Below are 25,666 nucleotides of genomic sequence, written 5' to 3' on the forward strand. Positions count from 1 at the left end.
TACGGGAATAGATCTCAAAAAGAGAGGCCGCTTCTTCTCACAGGAGAAACGGCCTCTCTTTATATGCAAAGATAAGCTTTTTGTTCCTCCTTTTCAAACATGGAAGGCTCTCTCGTTTCCGAAAAAACCCTAACGGCCCTGAACCATAGAAATTTTTTAAAAAATCTTTAGGTTGTCAGGCTCGGAGGTTCTTCATATTTTTAATAATGGTACCTCATTAAAAACAAGAAATCAAGATATACCTAAAAGATTTGCCCATAGAGGAATTGTCACTATAGAACAAAGCGTTGAAGCAGCAATAGACTCAGCCGTATAGTTTTCATCCATGCCCATGCCACGAGCAACAACGTAAGAGTTAACGGCTATGGGCATTGAAGATACAAGAACTGTCGTTTTAAGTAACATAGAGTCTACTGGCCACAGATGTAAAAAGAACCATACAATTGCCGGGAATAAAAGAAGTTTGAATAAAATGGCTTCCCATGTATCTTTGAGTAGCTCTTTTACACGCGACAATTCTAAGGAGGCACCCAACGATAACAGCGCCAAACCACTTCCTACATTGCCGAGTACCTTAAACGCTTCATCAAGCCACGCTGGTAACGGACCGGTTCCTACAAATGCACACGAAACACCTACAACACACGCCATGATAAGAGGATTTGTAAGAATTCGTTTCATTGTATCTTTTAATGCACTCAAACGAAAACTTCCAGAAAGAACAACTTGCCCCCAAGTAATGGAGATCAGTTGGTATCCAGCCATGACAACAGCAAGATACAAGGAAAGGGCCTGAAGACCAGCTTCTCCCAATGCCACGGATACAGCTGGAACACCCATAAAAATATTATTTGAACGTATAGAAACCATAGTCAGTACAGAGACTCGCTCCCTTTTTAATTTCAGGAAGCGCCCGAATAAAAGAGCGAGAGGAGGCGTAACCATAAGAGAGATATAAATGGCCTTTACGAAGTTTCCCCCCACGAGGACTTCTACGTCTGCTCCATAAGTCACTCTGAAAAGAAGTGCTGGAAGAGCAATCCAATACAAAATAAAATTCATGCCCGCAAAAGCTTCTTCCCCTACAAAGTGTCTTCGCCGTATAAACCACCCAATGCTAACAATAAGAATTATAGGAAGAACTATTAGAAAGCTACCCACCTGAAATCTCACTCCCCCTTTGTTACAAGTGGTATTATACATTGCACAGACAGAAAAGATCTGGTTACGATATAATATTCAGCAAAATATAATCAGGGGAAGGTGATGAATCCTGATGAAAGTCCCAGCACATATTTTCAGAGAATACGATATTAGAGGGATAGCCGATACAGAACTCACAGCAGAAACTGTTACAGCCATAGGAAAAGCCTATGGGACCTTCCTTCGCAGAGAAGGAATAAGAACAATTACTGTTGGAGGAGATGTACGCCTTTCTACAGAAAGAATACGTCAGAACGTTATTAGTGGTGTTACATGGGCAGGTATTAATATTATTGACATAGGTGTCGCTACATCGCCACTTCTCTACTGGAGCCAATATCATTTTAATCTTGATGGTGCCATCATGGTTACGGGAAGCCACAATCCTAAAGATATGAACGGGTTGAAGTTAGCATTTGGTAAGAGCACTATGTATGGAGAACAGATTCAAGACATTCTTTCTATGATTGAAAAAGATGATTTTGTGCAGACAGAAACACCTGGTTCAGTAAGAAAAGCCAATATCTGGAATGAGTATATAGATATGCTCGTATCGAAGATAAAATTGGGCACACGTAAACTTAAAGTTGTCGCTGACGCAGGAAATGGAACGGCAGGACTCTATATCCAAACATTCCTTGAAAAATTGGGGTGTCATGTTATTCCTCTTTTCTGCGAACCAGATGGAACATTTCCCAACCATCATCCCGATCCTCTGAAGCGAGAAAACCTCACGTCACTTATAGAAAAAGTCAGAATGGAAAAGGCAGATCTCGGGCTCGCTTTTGACGGGGATGCCGACCGCATCGGAGTTGTAGACGAAAAGGGATCGGTAGTATGGGGAGACACCCTTATGGCTCTCTATTGGCGCGAAATTCTTCCACAGCATCCAGGAGCAACCGCCATTATAGAGGTAAAATGCTCACAAGCTTTGGAAGACGAAATCCGTCGTCTAGGAGGGGCTCCGCTCTATTACAAGGCTGGACACTCTCTTATCAAGGCAAAGATGAAAGAGATTGATGCTCTTTTTGCCGGAGAGCTTTCAGGACACATGTTTTTCGCTGATGAATTTTATGGTTTTGACGATTCTTTCTATGCCGCAGGACGTTTGCTTCGCATTCTTTCAAACGATAGTCGTTCTCTTTCTGAAATGCTTGTTGATTATCCAGTCTATTACAGCACTGCTGAGGTTCGAGTAGACTGCCCCGATGAAAAGAAATTCGAGGTTATTGAAACCATTAAAGAAAAGGCACTTAAAGACCACGAAGCTATAACTATTGATGGGGTTCGAATTCTTTACAAAGAAGGTTGGGGGCTCGTAAGGGCATCAAATACACAGCCTGTTCTTGTAACACGATGTGAAGGGAAAACAAAAGAAGCTCTTGATGCCATAACAAAAGATATGAAACAACGAATGCTCGATGTGGGTATTTCAGATTTTGAATGGACATATTAAATATGTGAAATAATAACGATACGAAAAAGGGTCCTCTCAAAGAAAAACATATTCAACAAACTAAACATCGAGGACCCTTTTAGTTAATTTATATCTTTTTCCTCCACAATAAAAAGCCTTTTTCGACCCAAGTTTCTACTAGGCCTCTCTTTTCAAGAAATGCGAGATGTGCAGATATTGTCGAGAGATTCAGTACATATTGAACAGGGTTCATATCAATATTCCATGTTGCTGCTAAGTGAGCAAGAACCTCTTCGCGACTGTGTGGGTCAGAACAAGAATGCAAAACTGCGTCGTTTAAAGAAAGGATTCCCTTCCTGTTAACTTCAACGATGGGTGTAATGTCTTCTTTAATAGCTTCGGCATGACACGGAACAAACCATGATGCTTCTATTGTTTCTAGTTTATCTAAAGTAGAAAGAGTTGCCTCAACATCGAATGTAACTATAAAACGATATTTATTGATAATCTCTTCAGAAAAAACACTATCTGCTATATAGCACACTCCATCAGACGACAAAAGGCCTATCATGTTTATAAAGTGGCCAGGAAGATCAATCACCGTCAGGTCTGTATTGGGAACAACTTGCCCTCTTGTAAGTTCTGTCCCGACAACAGAGGGAACAGCTTGTAAAAACTTCGTCTGTATCCCACTAAAAGGATAGGCTCCCCATAAAATTAAAGGCTCCAAAACAGGATTTTCAATAATCGTTCTTTCGATACTACTCGCCATAATGACACATGATGTTTTTTTCTGTAAATATGCATTACCACCAATGTGATCAGCGTTGGAATGAGTATTTATAATTCCTTTAAGAGTCAAAGAGTTTTCTTGTAATAGCCGAAAAAGCTTACGCCCTGAACTCTCGTCACCACCACTATCAATAAGATAACATCCTCCCTCGCCATCCTTCCAAATACCAATATTGACACGTCCTGGTATATAACAACTTCGGTTATTTAAAATGTTAATTTCCATAAGATAATCACCTCTCAAAACTCTAATTTTTTGATAAACTTCCAATTTCCTTTTCTCCATGATAAAATGAGCTTGGTGGTTCGTACCAATAAATTTTTTGAATTTAATGGTTCGTATGTAGCGCTTTTCAGGAGGTGGGTAAAGGTGGAAGTTAAGAAAACAAAAGAGAGCTCGAAGAATATTCGTACTAAATATATGAACGATCAGAGCGACGCCTTCTCTAACGCAATGTCAGATCTTAATCAGGAACTATATCGTTGCCGTTACGATTCCTAAGACATAGTTGTCTTTAAAAAGTCGGGGCCAAAGGGCCCCTTTTTTTTATGTTTTTATACTACTTTTTCCTCAATGAATTGTTCGTGATACACCGGATTATTTTATTTTTTCAATTATTTTTCAAAAAAATGTTTGCCAGTAACCTAAAGTTGAGTTATAATTCCCGCGACAAACAGGAGGTGACGATTGTTGCAAACTGCAATCGAAGTTAAAAATTTACATAAATCGTTTGGAGACCTTCACGTTCTACAGGGAGTGTCACTCTCCGTAGGTGAAGGTGAAGTTGTTTCTGTTATCGGGCCAAGCGGCTCTGGGAAAAGCACTCTCGCCCGTTGTATCTGCCGTCTTGAAGATATTAATGATGGAGAAATATATCTCTACGGACAACGAATAGACAACGGTAAACATTCTAACAAAGAAGTAGCAAATCTTGTAGGGATGATCTTTCAACAATTTAACCTTTTCCCTCATCTTTCAGTTTTGGATAATGTTACGCTCAGCCCTATACAGATTAAGGGAATGAAAAAGAGTGATGCTGAAGATTTAGCCGTCCGTCTTCTCGAACGAGTCGGCCTTGGAGATAAAGTAAGTGCAAAGCCTACTCAGCTCTCAGGAGGCCAGCAACAGCGGGTAGCTATAGCTCGAGCTCTTGCGATGCAACCTAAAATAATGCTTTTTGATGAGCCAACAAGCGCCCTTGACCCCGAGTTGGTTGGGGAAGTTCTTGATGTTATTGCTCAACTTGCAGAGACAGGAATGACAATGGTCATTATTACCCACGAGATGCTCTTTGCTAAAGATGTTTCGGATAGAATCGTCTTTATGGCAGATGGAAATATTGTTGAACAAGGATCACCAAAAGATATTATGGTGAATCCTTCTCATCCGAGAACACAAGTGTTCTTGCAAAGGATGCTGGCCCACTTCGGGGAAGATCTTACAAAAAATCAGGGAGGTGCATACTAATGATGTTGGATTTCACGTCAATAACTCCCTATTGGCATATGTTTTTAACAGGTGCCCTCTTTACAGTAAAAGCTTCAATCCTTGCTGTTTTACTTGGATCAATTATTGGTGTTTTGATTGGTGCTCTTCGCGTTGTGCCCTTTAAACCACTTAAAAGTATTGCTGCAGCTTACATTTATGTTATCCGAGGAACACCGTTGCTCATACAACTTTTCCTCATTTACTTCGGATTACCATCTCTCGGAATTAATCTTCCGGCTTTTGCTGCTGGCATTATAGGTTTGTCTATTAATTCAGCTGGTTATGTCGGAGAGATAGTACGAGGAGGAATTGAAGCTGTGCCTAAGGGACAATGGGAAGCCGCTCAGGTCCTTGGCCTTTCGTACTTCAGAACAATGCGACACATTATTCTTCCTCAAGCTATACGAAATATGCTTCCGGCTTTCGGGAATGAATTCGTCACTCTTATAAAGGAATCATCCTTATTATCTACACTCGCCATTGCTGAATTGACAATGGTAGGGCAACAGGTTCGAAGTGTTACCTATGCTTCTTTTGAAACTTTCATTATGGTGGGACTCATCTATCTCTGTTTAACAAGCTGTACAAGTATTGCACTTCAATTTCTTGAGAAACACTGGCAAGTTAATTAAAATCATAAAAGAAGAAAAAAGCGAGGAACTTTTCCTCGCTTTTTTAATGCGGATATGTTGTTGTTTCTCTTCGTTTGCCGTAAAGTTCCATTTCCCTCATCGCTTCTTTCGCCTCTAAATACCCCCAAGAAGCAGATATTATTTCCCGTATAGAAAGTTTTCTCTTTTCACGAAGTTCATTCCAAAGGTGAAGAGGAAGATAGAGCCAAATTCTGAATACTGTCTCAGACTTCTCGAAAGATTGCTCAGAAAGAACAAGATAACCAGAACGGCTAAATAACACTACAGGTCGAGAACGTTGAGAATTCATGCGTTGGAGATCATCAAGAGTAAAGGACAAATTTTCCAGATCAGCCAATTCTTTTCGGCCAGGCAAATCTGTTAAGGAGAACCATAAATGTACTCCTTGTGCAACTTCATCAAAAAGGCTTCCAACACTTTTCAGCCATGCCTTTATACGGGCAACTGACGTATAATCATTTCTCGCCAAGGCAAAACGTATACCCCAGTAGGCTTGTTTTACAGATAAATCTCGCTCTATAAGATCTAAAATAAACTGCTCATCTTTGAGCGTTTCTTCTGTTATAACATCAGCCATTTCGTTACGAAGCAATCCTTTAAGAATCAAAACCGCAGGCATATGTTCGCCAGGAGGCTCTGTTTGCGAAAGTAACAATTTACGAAGCTCAGCGACAACTTCTTCGCTAAGGGAAATGGGACGAAGACCCTCTACAGACAATATCAGAGGCTTATTCTGATACAAAAACACCTCTGCCATTTGTTCTTCTCCGATTTTTCCCCACACCCACTTTTCAAGGTTTAAAGAAGATGAGGTTCCTATTAAAACCCTGTTGTACGGGAGGAGAAGAACAACGTTTGGAGCTTCTATCTTCGGTAGTCCAGAAATAGTCATTGCATCTGGAAGCCTTACAATGTTACCAGTAGACATTAATTCATAGATCACCGAAATCCCCTCCTTTCCTAAAGAAGCATACCACGAGGGGATAACGTTATCAAGGTAAACGGGTATGCCAACGACGATGGAGCCAAAGCCATTGATCTGGATGCCTGCATACCATTTTTTCAAGAGTCTCATCTGCCATATGAGTGATACTCTCTATTCTTTCTTTCCTTTTCCCCTCTGTAGGCAGACACAACGGCGGAGAAATTATAATCTGATGCTTAAAAGGTGAAACACGATATGAAATTACAGGAACGATAGGCGCGTTAGCCATAAGAGATATTGCAGCAGGCCCGTTCACAGTCGTACATTTTTGCCCTAAAAAAGTTGAGGCAATCCCTGAAGGCCCTCCGTCCTGGTCAGCTAAAACTCCTAAAAAAGCACCATTCTGTACTAAACGAACAGCTTCTTTCATTACAAATCTTTTCTTCAATGTCTGAAGACCAACACGGGAACGATACTTTTCAACAACATCTGCTACGTCTTCATCGTCTGGATCTCTTACTATGGCATAAAGAGGGTAGCCCCGTTGACATAACCATGCTGCCAAAAGTTCCCAGTTACCCAGGTGCCCTGTAAGAATAACAGCACCTTTATTCTCTTTGGCCAGCTGCTCTAATATTTCTTCACCTTCAACGTCTACTACCCAATCGAGAACATCTGCTGGATTATCAACTAACGTTAAAAATTCTGTAACAGTCCAGGCAATATGACGATACACGCCAGAAAGAGTTTTATCTCTCCATCCCTCTTCGTGAGGGAAAGATGATTTTGACATATTTTCGAGAGCAACAGCTTTCCTGGGATGAAACCCTCGAAGAAGTCCGTTCAAAAGGCTGGCCGTAACGTGAGCTCTCCATCCTTGAGCAGTAAATTTTTGAAACAATTCCAATAAATAAGAGCCTGAACTCACCTTTATACACCGTCTTCCTGAGAATAAAGTGACATGAGGGCCTGAAGCCCCCTATCAATTGCCCATGAAGAAAGAAGATAATTTCTCCCCTTCAGGGCATGTTCTTTCCCCATAGAATCAAAAGCACTCTGGAGAGTATGAAGAAGTTCCCTCTCGTTTTCCTGAGATGTTATCGTTATATAACCTTCCCTGCTCAAAAGCTCATCAAGGCGCTTCGAAGGGGTACTTATAATAGGAACCCCCAATATGGTCGCATGAGCCGCCAACAAAGCAAGTGAAGGAGAAGAAGATAACAGTAAAAGCGCACCACCTCGTTGCCCCATATAAGATGATACGAGAGAAGAATTGGGAAAGATTCTACCTGGCCACATATTCGCTTCAGGAAAGGGAATTTTAAAAAGAGGGGCTTCCCACGCAGATAAAACATTTTTATACCAACGATTTTTTTTGTGAGGGGAACCTGCCATGTATAGAGAAGGAGTTCCTTCACAACTATTTCTTTCAGACATTGTCCAAGCAATCTTCGATTCAAAAATAGGCGGAATATATGTACTCATTTCATCCTCATCAGAAGAGAAGAATGTTAAATGAGTTCCTCTTGAAGGTACTGTTTTTTCGCATAATCCATAAAATAAACGAGAACGAAGGGAAAGGAAGGAACCCCACCATGGAGTTCCTCCCCAAAAGTGCCATACATTACCTTGAGAAAGCGCCACCCAAAGTTTCTCTCTCTCCGTTAAAGAAGACCAACATTCTGTTGATATGAAAGATCTATCTAATTCTTCTTCCGCATATATAGAGAGAGCTATTCCACGTTCTCTCATATTCCGAGCGAAGGAATAAATAATCGCAAGTTCCCACGTTGGAAAGTTTTGAGAAAGAAACCATATTGGTGACAAAAATACTACCTCTTTATCTCAATAAGGAAAAATCTTTTTTTACCGAGACGAACGAAGATATGGCGACCGCCAATAAGATGATCTTCATCAATAGAAGCAGCTTCATCTTCAATTCTGTCTCCGTTAATATATACTCCGCCACCACGAAGAAGACGCTTAGCCTCCCCCTTGCTCTTACATGCTCCTACAGAAGCAAGGATATCTACTACCGCAACAGGAAGAGCAACATCAAGAGTTTCGTATGGGACCTCTTCTGCAAGCATCTCCATCATTTCTTCCGTCATGTCTTCGTGCGTAATTTCTCCGCTAAAGAGAATTTCACTTGCTCGCGCAACTGTATCAGCTGCATGAGAGCTATGAACCAAAGCTGTTACTTCCCAAGCTAAACGTTTTTGTGCCTCACGTTTTTCAGGAGCAGCAGCATGTTTCTCCATAATTGCTTTAATTTCATCCAAAGGCAAGAACGTGAAGAATTTAAGAAGTTTTTCGACCATCTCGTCTTCAGTATTAATCCAGAACTGGTAAAATCGGTATGGAGATGTTCGTTTAGGATCAAGCCAGACTGCTCCACCTTCTGTCTTCCCGAACTTAGTTCCTGAAGATGTTAAAAGCAAGGGGTTGGTCCACCCATAAACTTGTTCACCTTTTCTTTTGCGAATAAGATCTATGCCAGAAACTATATTCCCCTGCTGATCGTTTCCACCCATTTGAACTTGACATCCGTAACTCTCAAGCAGATGCATAAAGTCAAAAGCCTGCAGGAGAGTATAAGAAAATTCTGTATATGAGATACTCTTCTCAGGATCGTTGAGACGAGACTTTACGTGCTCTTTATTAATCATATAATTCACTGAAAAATATTTTCCCACGTCTCTTAAAAAATCAAGAAAGGAAATACTTTTCAGCCAATCATAGTTATTAACGATAATGGCGGAATTCTCACCACAATCAAAATCCATAAAATGCTCGAGCTGTTTTTTTACACCTTTAATATTTTCCTGAACAGCTTCTGGAGAAAGGAGATTTCTTTCTTTGCTTTTCCCTGATGGATCTCCAATCATTCCAGTTCCTCCACCGGCCAGACAAATAGGTCTATGTCCCATACGTTGCAACCAGCTCAGAGTCATAATAGGAATAAGATGTCCCACATGAAGGCTGTCAGCTGTAGGATCAAAACCTATATACGCTGTAATCCTTTCTCCCGTGTTAAAAAAAGCATCCAAATCTTCTGGATGACTACACCATTCCACTAGACCTCGCTCTTCTAGAGCGCGGAAAGCATTGACCATCGATACATATCCTCCCGTTTTATATAATTCAATAATTTTACATTTCTGTTTTTTCTTCAGATTCTTCGTCTGTATCTTGTGGGATTGTCCACTTTAAGGAACCTTCATCAATTGTAGGCATCACTAATGAAATTTCTCCCACTTGACGCAGCTCTTCCGCTGCTTTCGTCAATTCATCTGCATTGATCCCTACATCGCTTCCCAACTTGTCTGCCATAGCACTCGCCCGTGCAACAACATCAAGGGCATCTGCAAGACGTTCCCCATGAGCGTACCCCCAAGCAAAGGCTCCACCACTATTTTTAAGGGAAGGGATAGCGTTGTTGATCTTTTTCTCAACCTTTATATCACTTTTCTGAATAATGCCAAGAACTGCGAGGTCATCTCTTGCCGCTCCCAAAATAGTGAAAGGAACGCTGGCGGTTCCCCCTGTATGAAACCCTTCCAGGCTTTCTATTGACGGAACAAGCATTCTCCACTCCTGCGACCAGAATTCGTTCACAAGCTTTACGCCCGCTGTTCCTCTATCTGGTAGTTGTAAAACAAAGCCTGGCAAAGAAAAGAAAATAACCTTACTATTACCTGCGACTGTAAGGCATACGGGTCCATGAAGCAACGTTAAGAGTTCCTCAGCAGAAAAAGGAAATTCTTCTGGCATTTCCTTAACCAACTCACTTGCCATTTCCGTTTCTCGGATATCAGGAATATTGATACCTGCCGCTAAAAGAAGAGGTTCGGGGGCAATTATTCTCTGATTCCACTGAATTGGCATAAGTTTTTCATAAAGGGTAGCGGGAATAACACCGTCTATACCAGATGTTTTCCAACTCAATTCTCCCTTTTCATCGTTCTTGTACCATGATGCATTAAAAATAAAGGGGACAAGCGATACTTTCACTCCATCTAACGAAAGAAGCTGAGAGAGCAACCCCCCGTCGTAAAAACGGAAATGGTTTTTCCAATCAGAAGAGACCTTCCATTCCATATCCAAATTCTCTTTAGTCTTGTGAAGAACATCTTTCATTAGTTGAAGTCCTTCTTTTGATGTCGAAAGAAGAGAAAGTCCACCATCAACATCCATGTATAAAGAAGGAATTCCGTTTTTCCATGTCAGAAGGGTTATATTATTTTCATCTTTACTTAAGGTCAGTCTTTCTTCAAGATTTTTCCATTCGGCAGGGAGTTCAGCCTTCTTTAAATTTTCCGTAACAGAGACACTGAATAGAGCCGAAGCGTAAAGATGAGGTTCGTTTTTATCCCAAGCAACAAGACATGCGCTATCCTTTGAAAATGAAAGAATGGGAGAAACACCCTGAACGGCCAACAAAAATGGACGAGCCTGTCCAGACTCTTCAAGAAGCTCTTCTGGAAAATCAAATTTGAACGAGGCTCCGTCTCCCTCTAGATAAACATAGGGAGATGATGCTTCAGGAACAGGAATAGACTCTGTTATGGATCGTTGTTCAGGTTCTTTACCTACTAAAAAAATGACAAGGGCAATGATTGCAAAACAGAGTCCGAAAGCACTCCAAAAAAACAGTCCTTTCCGCATAGTATTCTCCCTCCCTGCGGTAAAAATAAGACTATAAGTGTATCATAAGCTCTAAACGGCTTAAAAGCCAGAGAAGCCAGTTTATCCTATTCCTTTTCTTCTACAATTCCCGCTTTCTGACTAACTGTTTCAAGAAGAACAACCGTAGATTGAAGCAAAGGAATTAAATCTCCCGGATCTTCTGCCTTATCTGCTTTTGTTCGAATAGACGCTGCTAATCCTGAAATATTGGCAAGAAGAGTGTTAACTTCCTCACAACGTTTTTTTTCTATACAAATAGGAGAAATAACCGACGTGGTTATATCCTTCTGCGGTGTCAACTCAAACTCCTCACCAATAACTGGGACAACTGCTTTCAAATTATTCTCCTGAAGAGATGCTGCTAAAGCCTGGGATGATTTGGGTTCGCCGTGGGTTACAAAAAAGACAGGCGATGTTTCGAAATTTCCAGCCCATGCTAAAAGATCTTCCCGATCTGCGTGAGCAGAAAAGCCATTTATAGTATGAAGTTGTGCATTTACTGTAACCTCTTCACCGGCTATTCGAAGTATCTTCTCACCATCGATAATGCGACGACCCAATGTTCCACGAGCCTGATACCCCACAAAGATAATTCTATTATCGGGGTTCCATACTCCATGCTTTAAATGATGCACTATTCGTCCACCGTTACACATTCCACTTCCGGCCAAAACAATGGCGTGCTTTATATCGTTAATTCTCCGCGAATCTTCAACACTTTCTACATAATGAAGTTGATTCGGAGTAAAGGGATCATCTCCCTGTTTTACATGATTCTGTATCTCCCCGGAAAGAAGGCTTAAATGACTATTATAAATTTCCGTCGCCTTGACTCCCATGGGGGAATCAAAAAAGATGGGAACGTTGTCTCTTAAAATACCCTCTTTCTGCAACAACATCATTTCGTAAAGAAGACGCTGTGCCCGATCAACAACAAATGTAGGGATCATAACTTTGGCTTTAGACTTTAACGCCTCCGTAATGACCTGTCTGAATTCTTCTCGTGTTTCCTTGTTCGATTTATGCGATCGATCTCCATATGTGGATTCAATAATGACATAATCAGCCCGTGAAATATCTGCAGGGTTGCGTTCCATTACTGTCTGTTGAGGCCCCAAGTCTCCGCTAAAAACAACTTTTACTTCTTTTCCATCTTCTTCCATCCAGACTTCTATAATGGCACTTCCGAGAATATGGCCTGCATCACGGAAACGAACGGTAATGCCAGGTGCCACTTCAATTTTATCGTCGTATGTAGCCGGAGTTAAAAGATGAGCAGCCTTTTGGGCATCTTCTTCTTTATAGAGTGGCTCGACAGGAGGTAGTCCCTTTCGTTCGTTCTTTCGAGTCTTCCATGCCGCTTCTTCCTTCATTAAGCGAACTGAATCCTGCCATAAGACACTGACTAATTCCACAGTAGGAAGTGTCGCCCAAATTTTTCCCTTAAATCCCTTCTGTACTAAAAGAGGAACTCGCCCAGAATGATCTATATGAGCATGGGTAAGCAAAACAGAGTTAAGACTCGAAGGAACAAAATCAAACTGTGCTCTATTTTTCTCGTCGTCACCTTTTCCCTGATACATACCGCAATCAATCAATACTCGACTTGATCCACATTCAAGCAAATAGTTCGAACCAGTTACTTCTCCTGCTGCGCCTAGAACTTTTAATCTCATACTGTTCGCCCCGTATGGGCCTGCCTCCCTTCCTAATCCTAATTCTCATCGTTGTCTTGTACAATAGGTACAAGACAACGCAAAAGAGTTCCTTTGCCTGGTACCGACTCTACTTCAAATTCACCTCGAAGCGTCGTTATACGTTCCATAATGTTCGCTAATCCGCGATGACCGTTAAGACGAAGTTCTTCATAGCTTTTATTAGGTTCAAAACCTTTTCCGTTATCCTGAATTTCAAACATCACTGTCGTATCATCAAGTTGGCTTACTTCTCCCTTTACCTGCGTCGCCCTTCCATGATGCACAGCATTCGAGACACCCTCTTGAAATATTCTGAAGAAGGCCAACACAACTTCCGACGGCATGTATATCTGCTCGTCTACATCTATTGTCACATCAATGGCATTATGCCTAGATAAACGATCGGCCAGTTCTGTAAGAGCATGCTCTAAACCGAGATCAAGCCATGGAGGTGAAAGTTCATCGCAAAGTTCCCGCAAATCCCTTACGGCTATCTGAGCCGCTTCTTCAGCCAATTTTAAATGAGACGTCTCTCCAGAGGGACACGAATTCATATTGAAAAGACGCATCTGCTGGATCATCGCCGTAATATCCTGCAGCGGGCCATCATGAATATCTCTGGCTATCCTCTTCTTCTCTTCTTCCTGCACGCTTACAACATCATGAACGTAACGATTCCTTAAATCGTCACGCTCAATAGCTGTTTTGGCAAGACGGTAAAGTGCTCTGCGAAGACGTCCAAGTTCAAAGACTGCTTGCGGATCATCTTGTTCTGGCAATTCCTTTCCCCAGATGAGAGAATCAACTTCTATTACCATTTTTCGAAGAGGAAGAATCAACCAGTGCCACATCGCCCATACGGCAATAAGAGTGGTCAGTGTCATGAGCACGATGAGAACAGGCCAAATATGCCCAAAGCGAAGCATTGGACCGATAAGCTGACGCCACGCCACAGCAGCAATAACTAGATGGTTGCCCCCATCTAAAGGATACACAGCTATTGTATAGCGATCTCCCTGGCGATCACGAACCTCTACCGCACGCCCTATAGGGATACGCGGGTCCCAGATGGCTGCCAAGTTGCTAACGCCAGGAGAAGCCATCAAGATTTTTCCTTCTGACGTTATTACAGCCACCCATCCAGGCAAAGAAGGCCCCCACGAAAAGACTCGAAGTTTCTTTACTATCGATGAAAAAGAATCTCTTCCCCCCCACAATGGTGGTTCGAGATTAAGCCATGATGCTACATTCTCAGCCAAATCCTCAACATATGAATGGGTAACAGCCTCCATAGCCCATTCCTGATGAATCATAGCAACACTTGAAACTACAAGAACAGCCATGGTCGGCAAAGTAATGGCCAAGACAAGAAGCAAGAGCAGATGACGCCTCATTCCAGCAATTCCTCAAGAGTAACAACACCATATTTCAGCGCTAAAAGAAGCGCTTCCGTTTTATTTCGAGCTCCAAGTTTGTCGTAAATGGAAGCCAGGTGAGTTTGAACAGTTCGCTCACTAATAAAAAGTTCTCCTGCTACTTCTTTGCTCGACAATCCCTTCGATGCCAAAACGAGAACTTCCCTTTCTCTTGCAGAAAGAGACTCTGGCACAAGCTCTCGCTCACCCACAACTGTAGCAACTTCAGAGTCAAGGTAAAGCCCTCCCTGTACTACAGTCTGAATAGCTCGAATTAAATCTTGTGGCGTCGCAGTCTTTAAAACAAATCCGCGAGCCCCTGCCCGCAAAGATGCAACAACATACTGATGAGCATCATAAGAGGTAAGCATTACCGGAATAACTGGAAGCTTCTCTTCTTTAATACGTCGTGCTATAGAAACACCATCTTCACCTGGCATTCGTATGTCAAGCAAAGCTACATCTGGTTTAAGTTCATTAATAAGCTTCCACGCTTTTTCCCCATCATCTGCTTCTCCAACAAGCTCTATGGTGCTCTCTTGTTGAAGATACGCAGAAAGACCCGCTCTGGTAAGGGGATGATCGTCTGCCAATATGACACGTATTGTCATAGTACTCCCTCCAAGGTCTATATATCTCGCTTAATATTTTTGATTCCCTTTTATAATAGCGAATCGACCTTATTTGACAATCAGCGAATTGACTGAACTATAGCTCCGCCGTTATTACGCTAACCCCAATCCGAGTTCCTGCTCGATGGGACGAAGTGCCTCTAAAACTCCGTTAACCATTTCTTCTAAATTCATATCGAGCAAATCTACTCCCTTTTGGATTACATCACGATCGACACCCCGCGCAAATGCCTTATCCTTCCATTTTTTCTTTACTGACTTTACGGTAAGATCCTGAAGAGACTTGGAAGGTCGAACAAGGGCTGCAGCAATAATAAGACCAGTCAACTCGTCAACGGCAAAAAGTGTCTTCTCCATAAGAGAACGAGGTTCCACATCTGACGTTATTCCCCAACCATGGGCTTGAATAGCTCTGATAATATCGTCAGCATATCCCTTTGCCTTGAGCCATTCAGCTGCAAGATGGGTGTGCTTCTCAGGCGTTTGCTCAGTCTGTTCCCAATCAATATCATGAAGCAAACCGACAAGCCCCCACTTCTCTTCGTCCTCTCCAGCTTTTTTAGCGAAATATTTCATGGTCGCTTCAACAGCCAGAGCATGTTTAATGTGAGCGTCTTCGTTGTTATATTCTCTCAAATGTTCCATAGCCTGTTCACGAGTAAATGTCATAATATTCCCCTCCTAATCTATATTCTAACCTTATTGATCCAAGAAGGCTTTGAGAGCTCCATCCATCTCCTGAAAAACTTCCTCAGAAAGCTGACATACTTCCAATTTTGCTTCTTGGCGCATTTGAGCCGCCAATGGGTCGGGATACCCGAACACAAAGACAATCCGATGGATACCCGCGTTTATAATGGCCTTGGTACAAAAGGAGCAAGGTTCATGGGTACAGTAGAGAACCGCACCCTCGGTACTAGTTCCTACAGCAGCCGCTTGGGCAATTGCGTTTATTTCTGCATGGGATCCCCTGCATATCTCATGTCGTTCTCCTGAAGGGATACCTAATTTTTCTCTTAAACACCCTACTTCTGAGCAATGGGGTAATCCTTTGGGAGCTCCATTATAACCAGTACTGATAATTTGAAGATCTTTAACGATAACAGCCCCGACCTTTCGCCGTAAACATGTTCCCCGAGTAGCTGCCACCGCAGCAATCATCATAAAATACGAATCCCAATCTGGACGATGAAATGTCATCATAACCTCCATAATGTTTAAAGTGTTTAAAGTTTTCAATTAATCGACATTATATCATTCAAAATATATCTGCACTGTCATCCGTCGCTATGGTACTATCAATTATATTCCCTCTATAGGAGGACTTTCGTGAAAAAATTGAGGCGGATACTTCCCAAAGACAAAAAAACAACATCATGGTGCCTTTATGATGTCGGAAATTCGGCTTTTGCAACAACAATCATGGCAACCATACTTCCTGTTTATTTCAAAGAAATTGCGACACCCTTTCTTAAAGGCAATCTTTCCACTGTATATTGGGGATATGCTTCTGCTTTAGCCCTACTATGCAGCGCCATCGTCGCACCTCTCCTCGGTGCCATTGGAGATATCAGCCAAAAGAAAAAAAAGATGTTGGGCCTCTTTACATTATTGGGGATTATCTCTACAGCTGCACTTTTTTTTGTACAACACGGTCACTGGAAAGCCGCGCTTTTTTTTATGGTTCTAGGTACAATTGGTTTTTCAGCCTCTATGATTTTTTATGACTCTCTCTTGCCTCACATTGTTCCTCTTAATGAAATAGATATGGTTTCCTCTCAAGGCTATGCCCTTGGATATTTAGGTGGTGGCATATTGTTAGCCATCAATCTAGTTATGATCTCTATCTTTCCAGGAACACTCGGCCCCCGGCTCTCTTTTCTTTCCGTAGCTCTTTGGTGGGGACTTTTCTCTATACCTCTCTTTATTTTTGTACCTGAGCCCTACGCGAAACCTCCTATTAACAGGCGTCATAAATGGATTGCAGGAGAAGCCTGGCTTCGCCTTCGACAAACATTTTCTGAAATTAGAAAATATCGCGACTTATTCAGATTTCTTATAGCTTTTTGGTTTTATAATGACGGCATTGGCACCATGATACGGATGGCTGCCATCTATGGTGCCAATGTAGGTATTTCCAAGCTTCACCTCGTAGGAGCGCTTCTTATGACCCAATTTATAGGCGTGCCGTTTTCCCTTTTCTTCGGTCAATTCGCTTCAAAGGTCGGAAGCAAAAAGGCTATTCTTACAGGGCTGAGCGGCTATGTTTTAATCTCTATAGGCGCCCTGTTTTTATCAAAAGCATGGCATTTTTGGCTCTTAGCTCTTGCCGTAGGAACAGTTCAGGGTGGAACGCAGGCTATAAGCAGAAGTTTATACGCCAGTCTTGTTCCTCCTTCGCGTAGTGCCGAGTTTTTTGGCTTCTACGACATTTCAAGTAAATTTGCAGGAGTAATGGGGCCTGCACTTTTTGGCTTCATTACCCATATTACAGGATCAAGTCGAATGGGCATCGCTGTTATAAGCATAACATTTATTATAGGAGCCATTATTCTTTTTGGAGTTAATGTAATGCGAGGTATCAAAAATGCATCGCTCCAAAATTCTTTATAAGCATTTTTGCTGAAAGGTGGTGCTGGTTTTGAATCGTTTTCTTGTTGTTTCCACAGGAGGAACAATAGCCTCTGCGCAAGGAGAAGATGGCCTTGCCCCTGCGTTAACAGGTAATGAGCTTTTAAACTATATTCCTGCGTTGCAAGATTTCGGAGATATTGATATTCACGATCTACTTTCTAAAGACAGCTCGAATATGTCGCCCTTCGATTGGAAAAGAATCGCGTCTTTTCTTCTCGAACAAGAGAGAAATTACGACGCCTTTATTATTCTTCATGGAACAGACACTATGGCTTACACAGCTTCTGCCCTTTCTTTCATGATTCCCTATTTTTCCAAACCTGTAATTATTACAGGCTCAATGCAACCTATCATAGTTCCAGGAACAGACGCGGTAGACAACATTTATACGTCTTTCCTATTTGCCCAGGCCATGGTAGAAAACAAGCGTAGAGGAATAACTATCTCTTTCGGAAATCAACTCATACATGGACCTCGATCTCAAAAAATTCTAAGCCATGACTATACAGCCTTTTCAAGTATTAACTATCCTCATTTAGGCCATATTGAAAGAGGGAAAGCTTTATTAACACATGTACCTAACCTAGAAATGGAACCTTTTCCGTTACGTACGAAAAATCATGATTTCGACCTTGAAACAGCTGTCTTTCTTGTAACTCTTTTTCCTGGATTTCCCGCCAAGTATCTGGAATATGTTGTTAACATGGAACCTAAAGCTATCGTCATAGAAGCTCTCGGTCTTGGAGGTGTCCCTTACCTTGGAGAAAGCTTGCTCCCTCCGTTGAAAATTTCTCAAGATATGGGAATACCCGTCGTCATCACCACTCAATGTGTCTATGGCGGCGTTGATTTGAATGTGTATGAAGTTGGACGAAAGACCCTCAAAATGGGGGTTATTTCAGGAAAAGACATGACGCGAGAGGGCATTATTACTAAACTTATGGTTTTATTACCTCATATACGTCCTTACGAAACTGAAAAATGGTTACACACTAATTTTTGCGACGAGATTACTCTCGAATAGAAGACGATACGCCATCATTGCATTGTTCAATAAGTTCAGCTATATGTAGTTCTGAACGGATTCCAAAACGGGTTAAAGCAAAATCGTACCGTGTAGGATCGCGGGGAGCTATTTTCTGAAAGGCACGAGTTACTTCTATAACGGTTTTTAAATCAGCCTGTTTTCGTTCTGTAAAATGAAGAGACCTCGCAATTTTATGCATATGTGTATCTATTGGAAAATATAGATCAGCAGACGAAATAGCAGACCATCCACCAGGATCAACAGCATCGTGCCGTACCATCCACTTAAGAAAAAGAAAATAACGTTTGCAGGCACTCCCATCAGCAGGTGAAGCGATAAGAGAGGTTGCTCCTCCTGCTGCTTTTTTTATGCTATCTGCAAAAGCAGTCAATCCATCAAAAATGCTACTGTTTGAAGACAAACAAGCAATAATGCACTCTTCCAGAGATAAGTACCTTTTCAAAATTTTCTGTACCCCTAATAAAAACTGTACCAATTCACTGCCCGAAGTAAAACGATGTCTAAAATCAGAGTAGAGCCTTTCCAACTCTTTTTCGGACGTAGAAAGTATAAAAGAAGCCGGTTTATCTCCCATGGGGGTAAGGACTTTGCTTACACTGTTATGAATCTGCTGAACTCTTCCGTATGCAAGAGATGACGCTATAAGCGCCACAATCTCTCTATCTCTTACATCTGCATACCTCCGCGGGAACTCCACGGGGTCTGGATAGATAAGTTCGGCTCGTGTGTAGGTCTTATATATATTTTCCAACACGGTATGAAAGCATTCAGGGGAGAATTCTCCCCTGAATGCTGATATCGCTACTTTATCAGGCTTTATTTGCTTCATAAATTGCTTCAGCTACGCTCTCTCCCATAGCAAAACATTCATGTAGATCGCTTTCCCGGGGAACATATTTTACCTTTATTCCTGGATGAACGATGTTGATCTTCATAGCTTCCAATTCTTGGTTGAGAAGTTTAAGCGATTCGCCTGCCCATCCGTAAGAACCAAAAGCAGCTCCAACTTTTTTTATGGGACGTAATCCTTTCACGTAGCAGACAAGATCGGCCATTCTCGGTAAATATCCAGTATTTAATGTCGGGGAACCGAGAAGGAGTCCTCTCGCATCAAGAATTTCTGTCATTACATCGCTATGGTGCGTCACCCGTAAATCCATAACATGAGTTTCGATACCTTTATTGATAAGCCCCTCTGCAATATGGCGTGCCATGTTCTCTGTACTATGCCACATCGTATCGTATGTTACTACAGCTTTATCGAGACATTTCCCTTCAGCCCATTTACGATATGCAGATAAAATTTCAGGGATGTGGCTTCTCCAAATAATGCCATGGTCTGGGGCTATCATATCTATTTCTATATTCATAGATCCTATCTCGTCAAGTTTCTTAAGCATTATGGGAGAATAGGGTAATAGAATGTTCGCATAATATTTAGCCGATTGGTGCATCAACTCTCCCCAGTCAGCTTCGTCATCAAAGCGAACACTTGTGGAATAATGCTGGCCGAAACCATCGTTGGAAATAAGAACGCGGTCTTCCTTTATATACGAAAACATGCTATCGGGCCAATGAAGCATACGCGCTTCAATAAAAGAGATAGTTTTTCCGCCGAGAGAGACTTCATCTCCTGTGGCAACAATCTGCAAGGGCCAACTTTCAACAACATCTCCAAAGTGAGCTATAAGTGCATCTTTGCAGGGTTTAGAAAGAAAAATTTTCTCAGGTTTTACTCTATCTACAACCATAGGAAGACTACCTGAATGATCCATTTCCGCATGATTGACAACAATGTAGTCAATCTTCTCTACGTCTACTATTTCTTCTAATCTCTCTATAAATTCGTCAAAGTGGGTTGTCTTTACTGTATCGAAAAGGGCTATTTTATCTCGCCCTTTAACAACATACGCATTGTACGTTGAACCTTTTTCTGTAGAATACCCATGAAAATCCCTTAAGGTCCAATCCAAAACGCCTGCCCAAAAAATACCAGGTTTTATCTCAAGTGGTGTCATTCTTATCCTCCTTGCTCTTTACCTATTAAGATTATTCTTATTTTATAGTATTGAATATAGCTGAGGGAGCCTTATCTGGAGATTTTCCCTTTTTAATAGTGTGATAATCTGCATAAAGCAAGGGTTTACCTTCTTTTATAACCTCCGCGGCTTCAACTTGCGCTATAAACAATTTATGGGTATGAACTTCTGTTACAGAAAGAACACGTGCTTCAATAGAAGCCAACGAATATTCTGTAACTATGGGAATTCCTGTTTCTCCTCTTTTATATATACAGGCACTGAACTTGTCAAAATCCCGTCCGCAACGGAAGCCAAATACTCCTATAAATTTTAAGGGAACTGTTTCTTCCAAAACTGAAATCGATAAGCGTCGACTTTTTTCAAGTAATTCCGTAGTGTAATTATCTCTATGAAGACACGCAGCTATACAGATAGGCTTACTTGTCAGCTGTATCAAAGCATTGAGAATTTGTCCATTTTTTTGACCTTCATATTCCGTACTTAAAATATACATCCCATAACTTAAAGAGAAAAGAGCTTTGGCATCAATATGCGCCATGGTGTAACCCTCCCTTTTCACAAGAAAGGGGCACAAGCATAATCTGCTTTGCCCCTTGATCATCTATTTCTTCGTTAATAATAGGAAGTTATTCTTCTTCAGTTGCAAGTGGAGTATATACCCTTGCTCCCAATTCTTTATCAAGCATATATATGCCATGCTTAGACTCAGAAACAAACTCTAGTTTATGAATAATTTCTTCAGCATTTGCTTCTTCTTCCACTTGCTCCGTCACATACCACTGAAGGAAAATGTTACTTGCATGATCTTTCTCTTCTATGGCAAGATCAACTAAGTCATTAATGCGCCGAGTAACATAGCGCTCATGGTCAAGTGCCGCTTTGAAAACATCAATACATGATTTCCATTCAAAGGGAGGCTCGGCAATAGCCTGTAACTTTACTCTTCCTCCACGCTCTACAATGTGATTATAGAATTTCATTGCATGGTCTTTCTCTTCTAAAGCCTGGATATGCATCCAATTTGCCATGCCCATAAGATTCTCTTCTTCAAAATAGGCAGCCATAGCTAAATATAAATAAGCGGAATAGAGCTCTGCATTAATCTGATCGTTTATTGCATCCTGCATTTTTTTAGATATCATATTCTACTTACCTGCCTTCCATAATCCATGAACATTACAATATTCTCTACTCATCTCTGGAGTAATTTCACCAAATTCTGCTTCGGGATCCTCTCCTGGGTTCAGGAATTGACGATAAATTTTATCTCCAGATATAACCTCAATCCATTCAATGTAATGCTCGTCTTTCATCGGATGAGGAACACTTCCTACCTTCACTTTGTTACCTTCGACAACAGGAACGTGTTTTTCTGTAGCAGAATCTGCTGTCTGCTCTTCAAGAAGTTTCATAGGTTGGCCGCAGCAAACGAGTTGGCCTGCTCCGGCATGAAGAACTTCAACAATGTTGCCGCACAACTCACACTTATATACTTCTAATCTTTTAGCCATCCTTGTACCTCCCTTAATCCATTTTCAAACATTTTTTTCATTATAACATTTTATTGAATGGCTTACCCTACTAAAATAGTAGAGTTAATTTTGTTTATATACACTATAGGGGAGATGGGTATTTTTGTCAAGTTTTAAAAATTAAAAAGCTGCCTTTAAAGGCAGCTTTAGATCTTCGTATTAAGAAATTGTTCTTTAATTACGTTTTGTAATGTTAGTCTGTTATTCCTCGTTCTTTATTCGTTCCAGGAACAATCGAATCCCAAAAAGCTGCGCAAATTCCTGCCACTGCCATGGGGGTTTTCATAACGGCCCAAAGAACCTGGCCACCGATACCAAGTGCAAAAAAGGCATCCTTCTGAGCTTCTACCCAGCCAGGAAGACCTAATGCCATAAGAAAAGCAAAACCAACAATAAGAACGTTTCTCTGACTCGTCATATCGGCTCGAAGCAATACCTGAATTCCCAACGTTCCGATAATGCCGAAAAGGGCAATATAAGCTCCTCCAATAACTGGACTAGGTATTGTTGCAATAAGAGCTCCAATTTTTCCAATAAAGCTCATTATGATGAGAAGCACAGCTCCTGTACGAACAACCCAGCGAGAAGCAACTCCAGTTAAGCCAATAAGACCAATATTCTCTGTATATGAAGTGGTAGCAACTGCACCAAGTGTTCCAGCTATAGCACAGTTGAGACCTTCCGCACCAATTCCTCTATTGATTGTAGATGGTTCAGGATCTGGTAAACCAGCCACATAGGAACAAGAGTGATAATCTCCAATCGACTCGATCATAACCGCGAAAAATCCAGCAATAATTGCTCCGAAAGAAACGAGATCAAACTTAGGAACCCCCCAGGGCATGAAACCAGTGAAACGGAACCATGGAGCTTCTACAACACTGGCAAGATTAATAAAAGCGGGATGATCAGCCGGGAAAAAGCCCGAGAGAGAACCAGCAAGTGCTACCAGATAAGCAATTGTAATAGATGCAAGAATTGCGAATATATTAAAGTATTTATTTTTGCTCATGAGGCTAAAGAAAAAGACGCAAAAAACAACAATAAGGGAAATAGGCCAATAATTGGCAGCGTTGAACTGGATGGCAACAGGCGCCAAAGAGAAGCCAATAGCCATAATGGTTGGTCCGATAACAACGGGAGTGATAACTTTTCTAATAATACCCACTATCCGACTGTACCCGATAACAGAAAGAATAAGTCCTCCAGCAATGAGTGCTCCACCAACATGCTGCATAACAACTGATGGTCCAGAAGCACCATATGCAGCGATGATTGTCATAATAGGAGGAATAAAACTAAAACTTGACCCTTGAACGATAGGAAGCCCCGATCCTAGTTTAGGGTGAGTCTGTATAAGAGTCGCGATTCCCATCGCTAGATATACACAAGAAATAAAAAAGCCTATTTCTGCCGTTGTCATACCCATGGCAGGTCCAAAAATAAGAGGAACAAGAGTAGTAGCACCAAACAAAGTTAAGACGTGCTGAAATCCCGCCAAGACCATAATAGGGAAAGGCGGCTTATCATCAACACCATAAATGAGATTTTTTATAGCCATTCTATAACACCCCCGTTATTAAGCTGGCGATATTGTAACAAATTGGTCAATCGGTTGCATAAATTTTTGATTAAAAATACAAAGAAATATTTTGGGATATAATGTCACATGGAGGTGATCGGAGTGGAAGAAAACATAGAGACACTCACTCAACAATGCGCAGAGGCACTTTCAAAATCACGAAAGGTTGTTCTTCTCAGCGGTGCGGGCATGTCTACCAATGCTGGCATTCCTGATTTCAGAGGTCCAAATGGTGTTTATAAAAGGAAGATGAAGACCGACCCCGAACTTATTTTTGATATTGATTATTTTCGCCAAAACCCTAAATTCTTTTACGAATTTCACAGAGAATTTCTTCATACCATAAATACAATACGCCCAACGTTTTCACACCACTTCTTCGCAGAGCTTGAAAAGAAGGGGGTACTGAAAGGAATCATTACACAAAATATCGATGCGCTTCATCAAAAAGCAGGCTCAAAGAAAGTTTTTGAAATCCATGGCAGTACATGGGAAAGTTTCTGTACCCATTGTGGTCAAAGATACGATTATGATTTGTCATATGAAAAAACATTTAAAGAAGAAGTTCCTCATTGTGATAAATGCGGTGGCATTATAAAACCTGACATAGTGTTTTTTGGCGAAAACGTCAAATATCTTTATGAATGTCAAGCTCTTGTAGAAGATGCTGACCTTCTATTTGTTGTAGGGTCATCTCTGACGGTAACCCCAGCAGCATTTCTTCCTTCTATGTGCCACGGGAAAATTGTTATTGTCAATAAAGGGGAAATATCTACGTCGTATATTAGCCCAAGACGTCTCTTTATTCGTGCGGATTGTGATATTGATGAATTTTTTAAAGCTCTAGATAAAGAACTAAATCACCGATAAATAAAGGAGAAAGAGTAGATTTTTCCTGGGGTGAAGAGATGAAAATATTACGTTGCTTAAAAATTTGGGGACTCTCTATGTTAACAATCACGCTAATAACAGCAAGTGGACATTCTAGAGAGCTTCAAAAAGCGTCTATTTCTGTAGAAGTTATGCAAACGATGAACACCAGTGGTTATGAGGTTTGGCATAGTCGCTTTTATCCAATTGATGTGTTGGAAGAAAAAATCACCTCATACTGCATTTCCCAATTGAAGAGATCTCCATTTATTAGGATTTATAATGAAACGGCATCAACTGGGCAGGCTAAAAAAGATATATCTCTTCAGCTTGAGATTTATTCGTTGTTAGAAAAAGATAAAGATTTTTTCGTACAAGACAAGAGAAGTACTGTACGTATGAGAATGAAACTTTACGACACTTTAGGAACAGAAATTCCTTATGTTACAAGTGTTGTAAAAAAAGATCAACGTATTATCCCCTCTCCAGGAGATGACCGGTTATTTTTTCTCTCAGCTCGAGGCTTCTCTCCTTTTGATCCCTTATATAAAGATGGTATAGATCTGTTCAGACTTGCTCCCCGAGAAGACAAAAACAATTTTACTCATCCGGTCTGGGATGACTTTAAGCACTCTACAACATGGGCTGCCTGTAAAAAAGCAATAGATGCGATGCTCGACGAAGTTACAGAAGGCTTTACGGGTCTTTATCATACGGCAAGCATTTTGCGAAGTATAACAACTAATGATGTAAAGGGGAAAGAGAAATCTACTCCTCATGTGCAATACATCATTTCAGCAGGTCACTTTGAAGGAATTAAGAAAGGCGATATTCTTACAGTATTTAGAGAAAAAACATACAAAGGAATCTCTTCCAAAAAGCACGAAACAACATTCCCAGAAGAGGTAGGAAAAGTTGTGGTTGTTCAAGTATCAGCACATAATGCCATTGTAGAAACGGTGTTAAAAGAAGAAGGAGAACGAGACGAGGTTACTCTCTCTGATATAGTTTTTATCCCCATCATTAGGCAGTAATAAAATAGACAA

The 25,666-nt window shown here is 41.1% G+C and carries 26 protein-coding genes and 1 riboswitch; of the genes, 8 read left to right on the forward strand and 18 right to left on the reverse strand.

The features are described 5' to 3' along the window. Positions 1 to 70: 70 nt before the first annotated feature. Positions 71 to 199, reverse strand: a riboswitch (molybdenum cofactor riboswitch). Positions 200 to 231: 32 nt separating this feature from the next. Next, entirely contained in the window at positions 232 to 1,173 is a 942-nt protein-coding gene (locus RBH88_RS08430; protein ID WP_307879538.1) for an AEC family transporter, read from the reverse strand. A 103-nt stretch (positions 1,174 to 1,276) separates the two neighbouring features. Between RBH88_RS08430 and RBH88_RS08435 the strand changes: the two genes are divergently transcribed. Continuing rightward, positions 1,277 to 2,659 (forward strand): phosphomannomutase/phosphoglucomutase, encoded by a 1,383-nt coding sequence (locus tag RBH88_RS08435; RefSeq protein ID WP_307879539.1) that lies wholly within the window; start codon positions 1,277 to 1,279, stop codon positions 2,657 to 2,659. An 88-nt stretch (positions 2,660 to 2,747) separates the two neighbouring features. Here RBH88_RS08435 and RBH88_RS08440 read toward each other — a convergent pair whose 3' ends face one another. Then, positions 2,748 to 3,638 (reverse strand): MBL fold metallo-hydrolase, encoded by an 891-nt coding sequence (locus RBH88_RS08440; RefSeq protein WP_213690928.1) that lies wholly within the window; start codon positions 3,636 to 3,638, stop codon positions 2,748 to 2,750. A gap of 144 nt (positions 3,639 to 3,782) precedes the next feature. Here RBH88_RS08440 and RBH88_RS08445 point away from each other — a divergent pair, with 144 nt between their 5' ends. The 3 genes from RBH88_RS08445 to RBH88_RS08455 all read left to right on the forward strand — a co-directional run bounded on the left by RBH88_RS08445 (position 3,783) and on the right by RBH88_RS08455 (position 5,533). Next, entirely contained in the window at positions 3,783 to 3,914 is a 132-nt protein-coding gene (locus RBH88_RS08445) for a hypothetical protein (protein WP_307879540.1), read from the forward strand. A gap of 189 nt (positions 3,915 to 4,103) precedes the next feature. Continuing rightward, on the forward strand, positions 4,104 to 4,880 hold the full coding sequence (locus RBH88_RS08450; RefSeq protein ID WP_307879541.1) for an amino acid ABC transporter ATP-binding protein: 777 nt from the start codon (positions 4,104 to 4,106) through the stop codon (positions 4,878 to 4,880). Further along, positions 4,880 to 5,533, forward strand: coding sequence for an amino acid ABC transporter permease (locus tag RBH88_RS08455; RefSeq protein ID WP_213690926.1), 654 nt, complete (start codon positions 4,880 to 4,882; stop codon positions 5,531 to 5,533). The genes RBH88_RS08450 and RBH88_RS08455 overlap by 1 nt, the downstream gene beginning before the upstream one ends. A 43-nt stretch (positions 5,534 to 5,576) precedes the next feature. On the opposite strand, the gene RBH88_RS08460 is transcribed toward RBH88_RS08455, so the two are convergent. The 10 genes from RBH88_RS08460 to RBH88_RS08505 form a co-directional block, all read right to left on the reverse strand. Continuing rightward, a complete protein-coding gene (locus RBH88_RS08460; protein ID WP_213690925.1) occupies positions 5,577 to 6,497 on the reverse strand; it encodes a hypothetical protein in 921 nt (306 codons plus the stop codon). A 49-nt stretch (positions 6,498 to 6,546) separates the two neighbouring features. Then, the gene (locus tag RBH88_RS08465) at positions 6,547 to 7,407 is read right to left on the reverse strand and encodes a lysophospholipid acyltransferase family protein (protein ID WP_213690924.1); all 861 of its coding nucleotides are present in this window, start codon (positions 7,405 to 7,407) and stop codon (positions 6,547 to 6,549) included. Between the two features lie 2 nt (positions 7,408 to 7,409). Beyond that, the gene (locus RBH88_RS08470; protein ID WP_213690923.1) at positions 7,410 to 8,306 is read right to left on the reverse strand and encodes a hypothetical protein; all 897 of its coding nucleotides are present in this window, start codon (positions 8,304 to 8,306) and stop codon (positions 7,410 to 7,412) included. A gap of 5 nt (positions 8,307 to 8,311) precedes the next feature. Next, positions 8,312 to 9,595 (reverse strand): tyrosine--tRNA ligase, encoded by a 1,284-nt coding sequence (tyrS, locus tag RBH88_RS08475; protein WP_213690922.1) that lies wholly within the window; start codon positions 9,593 to 9,595, stop codon positions 8,312 to 8,314. 37 nt (positions 9,596 to 9,632) lie between these two features. Continuing rightward, positions 9,633 to 11,147 (reverse strand): hypothetical protein, encoded by a 1,515-nt coding sequence (locus tag RBH88_RS08480; RefSeq protein ID WP_213690921.1) that lies wholly within the window; start codon positions 11,145 to 11,147, stop codon positions 9,633 to 9,635. A gap of 86 nt (positions 11,148 to 11,233) precedes the next feature. After that, positions 11,234 to 12,844 carry an MBL fold metallo-hydrolase RNA specificity domain-containing protein gene (locus tag RBH88_RS08485; RefSeq protein ID WP_213690920.1) on the reverse strand — a complete coding sequence of 537 codons (1,611 nt, stop codon included), beginning with the start codon at positions 12,842 to 12,844 and terminating at the stop codon, positions 11,234 to 11,236. A gap of 38 nt (positions 12,845 to 12,882) precedes the next feature. Next, on the reverse strand, positions 12,883 to 14,259 hold the full coding sequence (locus RBH88_RS08490; protein ID WP_213690919.1) for a sensor histidine kinase: 1,377 nt from the start codon (positions 14,257 to 14,259) through the stop codon (positions 12,883 to 12,885). Beyond that, positions 14,256 to 14,891 (reverse strand): response regulator transcription factor, encoded by a 636-nt coding sequence (locus RBH88_RS08495; RefSeq protein ID WP_213690918.1) that lies wholly within the window; start codon positions 14,889 to 14,891, stop codon positions 14,256 to 14,258. Before RBH88_RS08495 ends, RBH88_RS08490 begins: the two co-directional genes overlap by 4 nt. Before the next feature lie 114 nt (positions 14,892 to 15,005). After that, positions 15,006 to 15,581 carry an HDIG domain-containing metalloprotein gene (locus RBH88_RS08500; RefSeq protein WP_213690917.1) on the reverse strand — a complete coding sequence of 192 codons (576 nt, stop codon included), beginning with the start codon at positions 15,579 to 15,581 and terminating at the stop codon, positions 15,006 to 15,008. A gap of 30 nt (positions 15,582 to 15,611) precedes the next feature. Continuing rightward, positions 15,612 to 16,112 (reverse strand): dCMP deaminase family protein, encoded by a 501-nt coding sequence (locus tag RBH88_RS08505; RefSeq protein ID WP_213690941.1) that lies wholly within the window; start codon positions 16,110 to 16,112, stop codon positions 15,612 to 15,614. A 129-nt stretch (positions 16,113 to 16,241) separates the two neighbouring features. Between RBH88_RS08505 and RBH88_RS08510 the strand changes: the two genes are divergently transcribed. Both RBH88_RS08510 and RBH88_RS08515 read left to right on the forward strand, forming a co-directional pair. Next, positions 16,242 to 17,525: an MFS transporter gene (locus RBH88_RS08510; protein ID WP_307879542.1), complete on the forward strand. Its 1,284-nt coding sequence runs from the start codon at positions 16,242 to 16,244 to the stop codon at positions 17,523 to 17,525. 28 nt (positions 17,526 to 17,553) lie between these two features. After that, complete coding sequence (locus tag RBH88_RS08515; protein WP_307879543.1) at positions 17,554 to 18,570, forward strand: asparaginase; 1,017 nt, start codon at positions 17,554 to 17,556, stop codon at positions 18,568 to 18,570. Here RBH88_RS08515 and RBH88_RS08520 read toward each other — a convergent pair. The 6 genes from RBH88_RS08520 to RBH88_RS08545 form a co-directional block, all read right to left on the reverse strand. Next, on the reverse strand, positions 18,557 to 19,423 hold the full coding sequence (locus RBH88_RS08520) for a TIGR02757 family protein (protein WP_307879544.1): 867 nt from the start codon (positions 19,421 to 19,423) through the stop codon (positions 18,557 to 18,559). The genes RBH88_RS08515 and RBH88_RS08520 overlap by 14 nt on opposite strands. Continuing rightward, positions 19,404 to 20,612, reverse strand: coding sequence for an FprA family A-type flavoprotein (locus RBH88_RS08525; RefSeq protein ID WP_307879545.1), 1,209 nt, complete (start codon positions 20,610 to 20,612; stop codon positions 19,404 to 19,406). Before RBH88_RS08525 ends, RBH88_RS08520 begins: the two co-directional genes overlap by 20 nt. Before the next feature lie 37 nt (positions 20,613 to 20,649). Then, positions 20,650 to 21,174 (reverse strand): flavin reductase family protein, encoded by a 525-nt coding sequence (locus RBH88_RS08530; protein ID WP_213690912.1) that lies wholly within the window; start codon positions 21,172 to 21,174, stop codon positions 20,650 to 20,652. A gap of 88 nt (positions 21,175 to 21,262) precedes the next feature. After that, positions 21,263 to 21,778 (reverse strand): ferritin, encoded by a 516-nt coding sequence (locus RBH88_RS08535; protein ID WP_213690911.1) that lies wholly within the window; start codon positions 21,776 to 21,778, stop codon positions 21,263 to 21,265. Between the two features lie 3 nt (positions 21,779 to 21,781). After that, positions 21,782 to 22,147, reverse strand: coding sequence for a desulfoferrodoxin (locus RBH88_RS08540; protein ID WP_213690910.1), 366 nt, complete (start codon positions 22,145 to 22,147; stop codon positions 21,782 to 21,784). 214 nt (positions 22,148 to 22,361) lie between these two features. Then, on the reverse strand, positions 22,362 to 23,729 hold the full coding sequence (locus RBH88_RS08545) for a uracil-xanthine permease family protein (RefSeq protein WP_213690909.1): 1,368 nt from the start codon (positions 23,727 to 23,729) through the stop codon (positions 22,362 to 22,364). A 123-nt stretch (positions 23,730 to 23,852) separates the two neighbouring features. On the opposite strand from RBH88_RS08545, the gene RBH88_RS08550 reads away from it, so the two are divergent. Beyond that, positions 23,853 to 24,620, forward strand: a complete 768-nt coding sequence (locus RBH88_RS08550) for a Sir2 family NAD-dependent protein deacetylase (protein WP_307879546.1) — start codon at positions 23,853 to 23,855, stop codon at positions 24,618 to 24,620. 38 nt (positions 24,621 to 24,658) lie between these two features. After that, the gene (locus RBH88_RS08555) at positions 24,659 to 25,654 is read left to right on the forward strand and encodes a FlgT C-terminal domain-containing protein (RefSeq protein ID WP_213690907.1); all 996 of its coding nucleotides are present in this window, start codon (positions 24,659 to 24,661) and stop codon (positions 25,652 to 25,654) included. Positions 25,655 to 25,666 lie beyond the last annotated feature (12 nt).

Source organism: Aminobacterium sp. MB27-C1 (genome assembly GCF_030908405.1).
Lineage (GTDB): Bacteria > Synergistota > Synergistia > Synergistales > Aminobacteriaceae > Aminobacterium.